This is a genomic window from Faecalibacterium sp. Marseille-P9590 (genome assembly GCF_017377665.1).
GTDB lineage: Bacteria > Bacillota > Clostridia > Oscillospirales > Ruminococcaceae > Faecalibacterium.
In genome coordinates this window covers 1-12,199 of record NZ_JAFREF010000012.1, presented here as the reverse complement: position 1 = coordinate 12,199, position 12,199 = coordinate 1, and the positions used below count along the sequence as shown (strand labels likewise).

Sequence of the window (12,199 nt, the reverse complement as noted above, 5' to 3'; positions counted from 1 at the left end):
ACATTCGTATCTTTAGTATAAACGAGAGCGGGCCGTTTGGTAATGCTCAACAAGCACAATGTTTTGCATAAGAGCTTGTATACATTGCACAAAAACGCCGAAGCTGTGCTTCTCAGAGCCCCAGACGGGCAAAAATCTCGGCCACACCGTCGTGGTCGTTGTCGTTTTCGCTGACGATGTCGGCCAATTTTCGGATGTGCTCCATGCCGTTTGCCATCACGGCGGCGACGCCTGCCTTTTCCAGCATGGCGCGGTCATTCTCGCTGTCGCCCACAGCCAGCGTGGCCTCGCGGGGGATGCCCAGATGGTCGGCCAGCGCCAGCAGACTCTCGCCTTTGTTTACTCCGGCGGCGGTGACTTCGATGTTGTCGGGCGCCCCCTGCACCACCTCGACGCCCTCGATGGCCGTAAAGCGGGGCAGATACTGCTGCGCCTCTTTCACCGAGTGGAAGAACATGCAGAACTTCTCCACCTCGTGGGCGTGGCGGCTCATCCACTCACTCTGGTCACGCAGGATGGTGAAGCGGCCATCGTTGGGCTGGATGGCCTCTGTTCCCTTCACCGCCGCCAGACGGGCGAACCGCTCGTCGAAAAAGCGCTGCTGCACCGTGTCGCGGAGAGCGCGCCCGTCGCTGAAGATGTTCAGCCCGCCGGGCAGGCCGTGGAACGCCTCGTAGACCTCCCGGGCCTTTTCCACCGGGAAGCACCGCCGGACGATGCACTCCGGCTGGCTCGTCTCATGCTCTGCGGCGTTGGCATACCGGCTGTAGACACAGCCCAGCGGGTCGCCGCCGAGATCCCAGACCGCCGCACCGTTGGAGGTGAGAGCATAATGCACCCAGGGCTGTTTCGCCACTACCGGCGGCAGGCTGGCCAGCGGGCGGCCTGTAGCCGGGATGACCACGACGCCCCGGTCAGACGCCTCGGACAGCACCTTCTGCGTGTAGGGCGAGACTTCGCCGTTGCTGTTGAGCAGGGTGCCGTCCAGATCGAGGGCCGCAAGAAGGATGGGGTGAGATGAAGTAGACATGAAAGCTCCTTTGCGCTTGTAAGTACACGTTTTCTGCCCCAGCGGGACAGGCTGTCTTTATTTTATAACAGCAAATGGATTTGCGCAAGTCGGCCAAGTGTGGTAAAATGTATCATCGTATGATAAAAATAAGGAGCTCTCCATGAAAACTTCTCTTTTTCGCGCACGGCCCCACCTGTGGTATCAGCTGTACTGGGTGGTCTACCTCATCTGGTTCTTCTGGCTGGACCTCACCGTCACCGACCCGAAATATATCATCCACAGCCCGCTGGACGATTTCATCCCCTTCAACGAGTGGTTCATCTTTCCCTACGGCAGCTGGTTCTTCCTGCTGGCGGGCGTCACGGCACTGCTCTGGTGGTTCGACACCGCCAGCTATGATAAGCTCTGCCTCATAATGTTCTCAGGCATGACCTTCTGCCTCATCCTCTATATGGTGCTGCCCAACGGCCTCGACATCCGCCCCACGGTGGAAGAAGTGGGCCGCAGCAACATCGCCATGACTCTGATGCAGCTCATCTGGAAAGCCGACGCTTCGGTGAATGTCTGCCCCTCCATCCACTGCCAGAGCTCGGCCTGTATGGCCATCGCCTTCTCGGGCAGCACGCTGGCGAAAGACCGCCCGTGGCTCAAAGTTCTGGCCTTCGGCTGGGCGGCGCTCATCTGCGCGTCCACCGTCTTTACCAAGCAGCACTCCATCATCGACGTCTTCTGCGGGCTGGCCGTGGCATTCATCTGGGTGCCGGTGCTCTATCTCCGCCCCCGGAAGCGTTGAAATTTTTGGTAAAATATACAGTTTTTTGTTGCCGCTGCTCTTGACGGCGCTGATGCCCGCGGGTACAATGGTGGTAGCTGATATATCACATTTCCGGGCATTGCCCGTTTCAGAAGGAGCGTGACTGCAATGGCATCACGAAGCGCACGGGAGGTCGCCTATGAGACCATCCGCAGCCGCATCATCACCATGGACCTCAAGCCCGGCGACGAGCTGAACGACCGGGAGCTGGCCCAGGAGCTGGGCATCAGCCGCACCCCCATGCGGGAAGCCCTCATCATGCTGAACATTGCCCACATGGTGGTCATCAAGCCCCAGAGCGGCACCCATGTGGCCCCCATCGACCTCAAGCTGATGGAGATGGAGCAGTTCGCCCGCTTCACGCTGGAAAAAGAGATCCTGAACCGCATCCGGGGCCGTCTGACTGCCGAGCAGGAAGCCGCCTACCGGCTCAACCTCGAGAGCTACCGCCAGCTGGAGCGGGACCCCGACGCCGAAAACCGGGAGACCCGGATGCTTGACCTCGACAACGCCTTCCATCGCCGGGCCTTCGAGCTCTGCGGCATGGAGGAGCACTTCGACCATATGCTCTCCACCTTCCAGCACATCGAGCGGCTGCGCAAGTTCAGCCTGCAGACCGAGGAGAACAAATCCGTCTGCGCGGCCCACACCCGCATCCTCGAAGCCGTCCTGCGTGGCTCCGAAGAAGACCTCAGCCGCGCCCTCAGCGACCACCTCAACCGCTACAAGCTCTCGGTGGAGCAGGCCCGCCAGCGCCACCCGGAGTATTTCACGGAGGGGACGGTCCGCCCGGTGGATTACCACATCTGAATCTGGCACAACACAAAAACGCCGCACAGCGTCTCAAAAATCGCTGTGCGGCGTTTTCTTATGCATTATGGTTCAGAAGCTCAGACCTTCTCGATGGTGATGCTCCACTCGCTGGTCATGGCCTCATCGACGTCCAGCACCTCGTGCTTACCCTCTTCGTTGACGCTGTTGGCCCAGCCGTTCCAGGGCTCCATGCAGACGAAGTTCTCGGCATCCTGCTGCCAGAGCACGCCCTTGTCGAAGGTCTCGTCAGCGTCCACAGTGACCTTGTGGCCGTTGCCCTTGTCGGTGAAGGTCATGGGGAACTGAACACCGGTCAGCAGGCGGATGGTGTTGTCTGCGCCCTCCTTGCGGGTGAGGGTGATCTTCTCGGGAGCGGCGGGCTGCTCACCCTTGGCGTTCTCGGAGCAGGTGGCGCACTTGATGTCGAAGTCCACGTTCTCCAGAGCGGAAGCCATGAAGTAGGGGTGGTAGCCGAAGCTGAAGGGCATCGGCTTGTCGCCCTCGTTGATGACGGTCAGGCTGATGGCGGCCTTGTTGCCCTCGAGGTTGTAGTTCACCAGCAGGGTGAAGTCGAACGGGTAGAGGAACTTGGTCAGCGGGGTGGATTCCAGAGCCAGCGTCACGCCGTCGGGGCCGACGCTCTCCACGTCCCATGCGCACAGGTCCGCGAAGCCATGGGTCTCCATGGGGTAAGCCTTGCCGTCAAAGTTGTGGACGCCGCCGTCGGGGTTGCCGCAGCTGGGGAAGAGCACCGGCACACCGAAGCGGGGGCGGTTGCACTCGGAGAAGTTGGGGCGGCGGGTCCAGATGTACTCGTCGCCGTCGAGGGTGAAGCCGGTGATCATACCGCCGCGCTCGGGGGTGATGGTCAGGCTGGTCTTTGCCACGGGGTCGGTGATGACGTACTGCTCATAGCATGCACCGTTCTCGGTGACGTACTGGGTGGTGATCTGGTTCATAAATTTCAGTCCTCCGTATGTTTCTGGTTTTTCTGGTATTCCGCCAGTTTTTCAAAATAGTAATCGATGCCGTAGCGGATAAAATACTTGATCAGCCGCACCGCACCGTAGAGCAGCGCTGCATAGATCAGCAGAGAAAACAATACTGCGCCATTTGCACCCATCATATAAAACACTTCCTTTCCGTTTTCATGCACAAAAAGGCCGCCGTATCGCAAAAAGTGCGTACAGCAGCCTTTATTTTGGTCACAAAGATACACTCCAGACCCTTTCAAAGGCGGCTGTTTTGTGACACGCGATTCGCGGCTGTTGCCAACGTATTAAAAATACGCGAATCGCAGTTAGAGCACGACGCCGTCCTTGAAGATGGAGATCTCGCGGAAGCCGTGCGTCTCGGCCTTGGTCTGCTCACCGCTAGCAACGCGGATGACCAGATCCAGCAGGTCTTTTGCGGCCTCGTCGATGGTCTTTTCGCCGTCAGCGATAACGCCGGTGTTGAAGTCGATCCAGCCCGACTTCTTCTCTGCCAGCGGGGTGTTGGTAGAGATCTTCAGGGTGGGAGCCGGAGCGGAGAACGGCGTGCCGCGGCCGGTGGAAAAGAGGATAAGGTGTGCGCCTGCGGCGGTCATGGCAGTGGCGGACACGAGGTCATTGCCGGGGCCATAGAGCATATTCAGGCCCTTGGTGACGACGGGGTCGCCGTAGCCGATGACGTCCATGATGGGGGCCGTGCCGCCCTTCTGGACGCAGCCGCAGCTCTTGTCTTCCAGCGTGGTGATGCCGCCCTGCTTGTTGCCCGGAGAGGGGTTGTCGTAGACGACCTCATTGTGGCTGATGAAGTACTCTTTGAAGCCGTTGATCATCTGCTCGGCCTTGACGAAGACATCGCGGTCGATGCAGCGGTCCATCAGGAAGCCCTCGGCGCCGAACATCTCCGGCACTTCGGTCAGGACGGTGGAGCCGCCCCGCTGGCCCATCATATCGGAGAAGCGGCCGATGGTGGGGTTGGCAGTGATGCCGGACAGGCCGTCAGAGCCGCCGCACTTCATGCCGACCACCAGCTCACTCACGGGGATGGGCTCACGCTTGAACTGGCCGGCGTAAGCGGCCAGCTCTTTCAGGATGTCGCGGGCGGCGGCGAACTCGTCGTCCACGTCCTGGCAGGTCAGGAACTTCACGCGGTCGTGGTCATACTCGCCCAGCTCTTCCACGAACTGGTCGTGCTGCAGGTTCTCGCAGCCCAGATGCAGCACCAGAACGGCAGCAGCATTGGGGTGGCGGACCAGAGCGGCCAGCAGCTTGCGGGTCTGCGCATGGTCATGACCGGTCTGGCTGCAGCCGAAGGGGTGGGTGAAGGTGTAGAGGCCCTCAATGGTACCTGTGACGAGGTCCTGATTGTCGGCCACCATCTTCTTGGCGATGTCGTTGACACAGCCGACGGTGGGGATGATCCAGATCTCGTTGCGGATGGCGGCGCGGCCATCCTTGCGGCGGAAGCCCATGAAGGTCTCGGGCTCCACCTTGGGCAGCGGGGCCAGATCGGGGGAGGGGTTATAGCTGTATTCCACCTCACCGGAGAGGTTGGTGTGGACATTGTGGGTGTGCATCCAAGTACCCGGCTCAGCGTCGGCGGTGGCGTGGCCGATGGGGAAGCCGTACTTGATGACGTTCTCGCCGTTCTTGATGGGCTTGACAGCCATCTTATGACCCTGAGGGATGTCCTCCAGCGCGGTAACGGCAAGGCCGTCCACCTCGACGAGGGTACCCTTGGCAATGGGATGCAGAGCGACAACGACGTTGTCGATGGGGCTGATATGGATCGCCTGCGGCATAGTTTTTCTCCTACTCTTTCATAAGCCAAAAGGGCTGCTGCCCAAAGCAGCAGCCCTTTTGTGCAAATTTTCAGCTTACAGGCAGCTCTTGTAAGCAGCCTCGGCGCCCTCGGTGCGGATGAGCTCCAGGTCTGCCAGAACAGCGGCCTCGAGACCCTCGATCTTGGTCAGGTCCTGATCCCACATCTGGGTGTTGGTCAGAACGGCGTTCACCAGCTGAGCAGCGGTGTCGTCCTTGTGTGCATAGTAGAAGTCCAGAGCCCATGCGTCATCCTGGATCTTGTAGGTGTTGCCTGCCGGGCGCTTGCAGATGAGGCCGTCAGCAGTGCGCTCCTGAATGTCGTTGGAGTAGAAAGCGATGTAAGCAGCCAGAGACATGGTCAGGCACTTGGGCAGCTTCTTCTGCTCCTCGATATAAGTCAGGAAAGAAGGCATGTTGCGGGCCTTCCACTTGGAGGTGGAGTTCAGGGAGATGCTCATCAGCTCGTGGTTGATGAACGGGTTGTTGAAGCGGTCCTGCACAGCAGAAGCGAACTCCTCGAGGTCTTTCTTGTCCAGAGGCAGGGTGGGGATGACTTCCTCGTGCAGCATCTTGTTCATGAAGCCGCGGATGGTGTCGTTGTGCATGCAGTCACGCACGATGTCGAAGCCGGCCAGATATGCGCCCAGAACGAAACCGGTGTGAGCACCGTTCAGGATGCGGACCTTGCGCTTCTTGTAGGGGGTGACATCGGGGACGACCATGACGTTGACGCCGGCCTTCTTGAACGGCAGCTTGTCCTCCAGACCATCGGGGCCTTCGATGACCCAGACGCCGAAGACTTCGCCGACATCCAGAGCCTTATCGGTGTAGCCGTTGGCCTCTTCCAGAGCAGCCATCTCCTTCGGGTCACGGATGCGGCCCGGGACGATGCGGTCCACCAGAGTGGAGCAGAAGGTGTTGGCGTTGTTCATCCAGTCGATGAAGGCAGCGTCGAGGTTCCAGTCCTTCGCGTAGTTGTTGCAGCACTTCTGCAGCTCCTTGCCGTTGTTGTCGATGAGCTCGCAGGAGAGGATGATCAGACCCTTGTCAGCAGCGCCCTTGAAGGCGGTGTAACGCTCATAGAGTACGCGGGTCAGCTTTGCAGGGAAGCTGTTGGGAGGCACCTGGTCAAACTGGCTGTCGCCCTGCGTGTAGGCGATGCCGGCCTCAGTGGTGTTGGAGACGACGATCTCCAAGTCCTCAGAGCGGGCCAGAGCCAGCACTTCGTCCCACTTGCCCTCGGAGTAGGGGCAGACGCAGTCATGCACACAGGAGATGACGCGCTTTGCATCGACCTTCTGGCCCTTCTCGCTGCCGCGCAGGTACAGGGTGTACAGACCCTCCTGCTCGTTGATCCAGTCAGCCATCTGGGGGAAGTTTGCGATGGGCTGGACGAGCTTGACCTTGCCGTTGTAGCCAGCCTTCTCGTTGGCAATATCAAAGAAGTAATCCACGAATGCGCGCAGGAAGTTACCCTCACCGAACTGCATCACCTTGACGGGTGCGTCCTTGAGGATATAACCGTTGTAGCCGGTGCTTTTCAGGACCTTGTAATTCAAAGTTTCCATTTGAGTGTCTCCTTTTATCAGATTGCTTTGCCTTTCACGGGGGGCAGCCTGAGCCGCGCCCTTCTCTGCCTCTATTTTATGCTGTTGTATACAAATAAGTCAAGTGGTTCTCAACAGTTTTTTGCCGGAAAAGGGGTCGTTTTTATAAAAACCAGCGAATTGTACAAGTCCGCACGAGATTTTTGGGCAGTTTTTCAGTTGTATACATCGGCATTTTCCGGTATACTAAAAGCAGGAATGGCCTGTTTGCACGGAACCGGCCGATCCCCTACTATAAGAATGTTTCAAACTGTCATGACCATTGAAAAAAGGAGTTCTGACCATGAAAGCATTTATGGATAAGGAGTTCATGCTCCAGTCGCCCACCGCACAGCACCTGTACCACGCTTACGCTGCGGATATGCCCATCTGCGATTACCACTGCCACATTCCTCCCCGTGAGATCTACGAGAACCGCCGCTTCGACAACATCGCTCAGGTCTGGCTGGGCGGCCGCAACCCGGACGGCAGCTACTTCGGCGACCACTACAAGTGGCGCGTCATGCGCTCCAACGGCGTGCCTGAGGAGTACATCACCGGCGACAAGCCTGACCGCGAGCGCTTCCAGAAGTTCGCTGAGGCTCTGCCCATGGCCATCGGCAACCCGATGTACCACTGGACTAACCTGGAGCTGCACACCTTCTTCGGCTACGACGGCGTGCTGAACGGCGACACCGCTGAGGAAGTCTGGAACCTGTGCAACGACAAGCTCCAGCACGACCCCAAGCTGACCGTCCGCGGCCTCATCGAGCAGAGCAACGTGGCCTTCATCGGCACCACCGATGACCCCATCGACAGCCTCGAGTGGCACAAGAAGATCAAGGAAGACCCCACCATCAAGTTCACCGTGGCTCCTTCCTTCCGCCCCGACAAGGCCCTCAACATCAACAAGCCCGGCTTTGCTGAGTACATGGGCAAGCTGGCCGCTGCTGTCGGCAAGGAGAAGCTGGCCTGCATCAACTGCGTCACCAGCGCTCTGACCGACCGCATCGAGTTCTTCGCCGAGATGGGCTGCCGCGCTTCTGACCACGGTCTGGACTACATCCCCTACCGTGAGGCCACTAAGGAAGAGGTCAACGCCATCTACCAGAAGGTCATGGCCGGCGAGACCTGCACTCCGGAAGAGGCTGAGAAGTATCAGACCTACATCCTCATCCACCTGGGCAAGCAGTATCACCGCCTCGGCATCGCCATGCAGATCCACTACAACTGCCTGCGCGGCGTCAACCGCAAGATGAACACCCTGCTGGGACCCGACACCGGCTACGACATGATCAACACCGCTACCTGCGGCGGCGAGATCGCAGCTCTGCTGAGCGCCCTGAACGACACCGACGAGTGCCCCAAGACCATCATCTACAGCCTGAACCCCGGCGATGATGCTCAGATCGGCACCATCCTCGGCTGCTTCCAGAACAGCGAGGTCCCGGGCAAGATCCAGCACGGCTCCGCATGGTGGTTCAACGACCACAAGATCGGCATGGAAGAGCAGATGTCCCGTCTGGCCAGCCTCGGCCTGCTGGGCAACTTCGTCGGTATGCTGACCGACAGCCGCAGCTTCCTGAGCTACACCCGCCACGATTACTTCCGCCGCATCCTCTGCAACCTCATCGGTCAGTGGGTCGAGGACGGCGAGTATCCCAACGACGAGAAGGCTCTGGAGAAGATCGTCAAGGGCATCTGCTTCGACAACGCAAAGCGCTACTTCAATCTGTAATCTCTCCTGAGTTACCCAAGACCTCCGCCGTCCACGGACTGCGGAGGTCTTTTTTGCCTGCAAATAAAACGCCCCCGCATCAGCCATTTCAGCCGATGCAGGGGCATTTCTATCTCTTTTGGGATTTACTTGTTATTGTCAGCGACCATCATCTTGCTGGCCTTGTAGATGTCGCCGCAGCCCAGCGTGATAACCAGATCGCCTTCCCGGGCGTTCTGCTTCACCCAGTCGGCAGCAGCCTCCAGACTGTCCACCAGCACCGAGCCGGGGATCTGAGCGGCCAGCTTTGCGCTGGTGATGGTGGGGTCGTTGGGCTCACGGCTGCCCATGATGGGGGTGATGACTGCCACATCGGGGATCTTGAGCACATCCACGAAGTCGTTGAACAGCATCTTGGTGCGGCTGTATGTAAACGGCTGGTGGACGGCGATGAGGCGCTTGTAGCCCAGTTCCTTGGCGGTGTTCAGGGTCGCACGCAGCTCGGTGGGGTGATGAGCGTAGTCATCCACCACCACAGCGCCGTTGCACTCACCGTAGACCTCGAAACGGCGTCCTGCGCCCTTGAAGCTTGCGGCAGCGGCGGCGCACTGCTCCACGGTCAGGCCCGCAAAACGGCAGACCGCGCACATGGCCAGCGCATTGTAGATGTTGTGACGGCCCGGCACAGCCAGACGGATATGGCCCGTCACCTTGCTCCACTCCTTCAAATCGAACTCGAAGAAGCCGGGCTTATACTCCTGCACATTGATGGCCTGATAATCGCCGTCGTTGTCGATGCCGAAGGTGCGCACACGGCGGTCAAGGGTGTACATAACGTCCATCGTGTTCTTGTCGTCGGCGTTGGCGAAGATCATGAACTGGGTCATCAGGGCAAAGCGCTTGAAGGCGAACTTCAGCTCACCCATGCTGCCGTAGTAGTCCAGATGGTCGTTGTCGATGTTCAGCACGACGGAGAGGTAGGGCGTCAGCTTCAGGAAGGTCTCGGAGAACTCGCAGGCTTCGATGACGATGTCATCGCCCTTGCCGGCCTTGCCGTAGCCGTGGATGAGGGGCAGCTTGCCGCCGATGACCGCAGAGGGGTCGCGGCCTGCCAGCTCCAGCGCAGTGGTGATCATGGAGGTGGTCGTGGTCTTGCCGTGGGTGCCGGAGACGCAGATGCTCTGCTTGTACAGACGGCTCACATAGCCCAGCAGGACGCTGCGCTCCACCGTCGTGATACCGTAGGAGGCTGCCGCATTCAGCTCCACATTGTCCTTTGCAATGGCGGCAGAGTAGACCACCAGGTCCGCACCGACGACATTATCAGCGCTGTGGCCCAGCGTGACCTTGACGCCCATCTCCCGCTCGGAGCGGATGATGCTGCCGTCCAGCACATCGCTGCCCGAAATGTCATAGCCCTTTGCGGAGAGGATCTGGATGAGAGGATACATACCGCTGCCGCCGCAGCCGATGAAGTGTATCTTCTTCACATTATCCAGCAAATGCTGGGTGTAGTCGGTGTACATGAACATAGAAAGCAACCTCCAATAATATAAACGGCCGCTGGGCAGACCGTATCCATTCTAGTGACACATATTATTATATAATTTTTGGAGCACAAAATAAACACTTCCGAGCGAATTTTCGGAAAGAACTATAAATTGACCGGCACTTTTGTGCTTTGTGTACAGAATCCGCGGCTTTGCGAGATACTTTTTGACGCTTCATAAAAGATTTACATTTTACTCCGGATAAATAGATAACGATCTTGAGATTTTTGTGTTATAGTTATAAAGGAAATTTTGCTGCGGCAGCGCCTGCACCGACGTCGGCTGCTCCCGGCACGAAAAGAGGAGACACCTTTTGAACATCAAGATCACCGCCGACAGCACCTGTGATTTGTCCGAAGAGCTGCTGCGGCAATGGAACATTTCTCTGATGCCCATGCACATCCTGATGGGCGACGATACTTATCTGGACGGCGTCACCATTCATCCGGCTGACGTCTTTGCCCATGTGGACGCAGGCGGCCAGACCCCGAAATCCGCTGCCGCAAACCCCGTGGAGTACATCGATTTCTTCGAGCCCTTTGCCAAGGAGTATGACGCCGTCATCCACATCTCGGTCAGCGCCAAGCTTTCCTCCTGCTACCAGAACGCCTGCCTTGCCGCACAGGAATATAACAATGTGTCGGTCATCGACAGCGAGAATATCTGCACCGGTCAGGGTTATCTTGTCCTTCGTGCCGCCAAGTGGGCTGCGGACGGCCTGACGGCCCGGAACATCTGTATGCGCCTCCAGAACCTCGCCAACCGGGTCGAGCTGAGCTTTGTGCTCAACCAGCTCAACTACATGGCCAAGAGCGGCCGCTGCTCCGGCGTGCTGGCGTTCGGCGCCAACATTCTGGGCATCAAGCCCAGCCTCGCCATCATCGACGGTGAGCTGAAGGTCGTCAGGAAGTACCGCGGCAGCCTGCCCATCTGCGTGGGCAAATACATCACCGACCTGCTGGATGGCCGGGACGACATCGACAACAGCATGGTCTTTATCTCGTCCTGCCAGCCCAAACCCGGCTGCATGGAGGCCATCAAAGCCGGTCTGCGCAAATACGGCAAGTTTGAGAACATTATTGAGACCGACATCGGCACGACCATCGGCGGCTACTCCGGCCCTGGCACCATCGGCATCGTATTTGCGAAGAAAGTTTAATCGGCATTCAACCAAAGCGGCCCTGCCATGTGGAGAATTCCACGGCAGGGCCGCTTTTTAGTTCCGAGAACACTTTTCCGCGTCGATGGCCAGCACGAACATCAGCACATACAGCGCATCCTCCGGATCTGCAATGTCCAGCACATAAGTATCCGTCCAGTGGAGCAGCTCCTTTGAGATCGCCGCCACCTTTTCCCCATCCGGCCCGGTGATGGTGTAGTCCCATTCCGTCCAGTCGCCTTCGATGTGCCAGCCGTTGAAGTCGATATTATACCGTGGTTTGAACCAGCCCCACGGTTCTTTTTTCAGGGTGCCGATGCAGTCGCTCCCCTCGTAAAGTTCGAATTGGGGCCACCAGGAAAAAATCTGCTCCCTCACGGTACCCAGCTCATGCTCCTCGCTGGCGTCGAATATTTTCAGGCAGTGTCCCCACGAGAGCTGCCCTTTCACGACATAGACCGTATTTTCGTTTTCGTCGTAAATGTCATAGCTGTCAAACCAGGTAAATGCACGCTGTTTGAATAAAAGCTTCATGCTGTCCTCCTTGGCATTCCTGCCGCATTGCAGACACCTTTATCCTATATACGATTGAGGACGGCATTTTCATGCAGGAACTGGGAAATTTTTTCATCGGCAAGAGCTTTGGACGAAAAAAGCAAAAAGAAAACGCCCTAAGATCCCTCTTAGAGCGTTTTGATCAAGTCGGCGGCTACCTATTTTCACAAGCCGTTTCCA

11 protein-coding genes are annotated in these 12,199 nt (G+C 58.1%); 4 read left to right on the top strand and 7 right to left on the bottom strand.

The window, feature by feature from the left end; genetic code table 11:
- Positions 1-112 precede the first annotated feature (112 nt).
- The gene (locus tag J3349_RS11740; RefSeq protein WP_207677532.1) at positions 113-1,030 is read right to left on the bottom strand and encodes a Cof-type HAD-IIB family hydrolase; all 918 of its coding nucleotides are present in this window, start codon (positions 1,028-1,030) and stop codon (positions 113-115) included.
- Positions 1,031-1,172: 142 nt separating this feature from the next.
- Between J3349_RS11740 and J3349_RS11735 the strand changes: the two genes are divergently transcribed.
- Both J3349_RS11735 and J3349_RS11730 read left to right on the top strand, forming a co-directional pair.
- Positions 1,173-1,805, top strand: coding sequence for a phosphatase PAP2 family protein (locus J3349_RS11735; protein ID WP_207677531.1), 633 nt, complete (start codon positions 1,173-1,175; stop codon positions 1,803-1,805).
- A 129-nt stretch (positions 1,806-1,934) separates the two neighbouring features.
- Entirely contained in the window at positions 1,935-2,636 is a 702-nt protein-coding gene (locus J3349_RS11730; protein WP_149794905.1) for a GntR family transcriptional regulator, read from the top strand.
- Between the two features lie 80 nt (positions 2,637-2,716).
- On the opposite strand, the gene J3349_RS11725 is transcribed toward J3349_RS11730, so the two are convergent.
- The 4 genes from J3349_RS11725 to J3349_RS11710 all read right to left on the bottom strand — a co-directional run bounded on the left by J3349_RS11725 (position 2,717) and on the right by J3349_RS11710 (position 7,020).
- The gene (locus J3349_RS11725) at positions 2,717-3,598 is read right to left on the bottom strand and encodes an aldose epimerase (RefSeq protein ID WP_207677523.1); all 882 of its coding nucleotides are present in this window, start codon (positions 3,596-3,598) and stop codon (positions 2,717-2,719) included.
- Positions 3,599-3,603: 5 nt separating this feature from the next.
- On the bottom strand, positions 3,604-3,765 hold the full coding sequence (locus tag J3349_RS11720; RefSeq protein WP_187156350.1) for a hypothetical protein: 162 nt from the start codon (positions 3,763-3,765) through the stop codon (positions 3,604-3,606).
- Positions 3,766-3,939: 174 nt separating this feature from the next.
- Positions 3,940-5,430 (bottom strand): altronate dehydratase family protein, encoded by a 1,491-nt coding sequence (locus J3349_RS11715; protein ID WP_207677522.1) that lies wholly within the window; start codon positions 5,428-5,430, stop codon positions 3,940-3,942.
- A gap of 75 nt (positions 5,431-5,505) precedes the next feature.
- Positions 5,506-7,020 (bottom strand): tagaturonate reductase, encoded by a 1,515-nt coding sequence (locus J3349_RS11710; protein WP_207677520.1) that lies wholly within the window; start codon positions 7,018-7,020, stop codon positions 5,506-5,508.
- Positions 7,021-7,342: 322 nt separating this feature from the next.
- Between J3349_RS11710 and uxaC the strand changes: the two genes are divergently transcribed.
- Positions 7,343-8,776: a glucuronate isomerase gene (uxaC, locus tag J3349_RS11705; protein ID WP_207677518.1), complete on the top strand. Its 1,434-nt coding sequence runs from the start codon at positions 7,343-7,345 to the stop codon at positions 8,774-8,776.
- A 125-nt stretch (positions 8,777-8,901) separates the two neighbouring features.
- Here the strand turns inward: uxaC and murC are convergent, their stop codons facing one another.
- On the bottom strand, positions 8,902-10,287 hold the full coding sequence (gene murC, locus J3349_RS11700; protein WP_158403451.1) for a UDP-N-acetylmuramate--L-alanine ligase: 1,386 nt from the start codon (positions 10,285-10,287) through the stop codon (positions 8,902-8,904).
- Positions 10,288-10,618: 331 nt separating this feature from the next.
- On the opposite strand from murC, the gene J3349_RS11695 reads away from it, so the two are divergent.
- Positions 10,619-11,464 (top strand): DegV family protein, encoded by an 846-nt coding sequence (locus J3349_RS11695; RefSeq protein ID WP_207677517.1) that lies wholly within the window; start codon positions 10,619-10,621, stop codon positions 11,462-11,464.
- A 57-nt stretch (positions 11,465-11,521) separates the two neighbouring features.
- Here J3349_RS11695 and J3349_RS11690 read toward each other — a convergent pair whose 3' ends face one another.
- Positions 11,522-11,998 (bottom strand): LURP-one-related family protein, encoded by a 477-nt coding sequence (locus J3349_RS11690; protein ID WP_207677516.1) that lies wholly within the window; start codon positions 11,996-11,998, stop codon positions 11,522-11,524.
- Positions 11,999-12,199 lie beyond the last annotated feature (201 nt).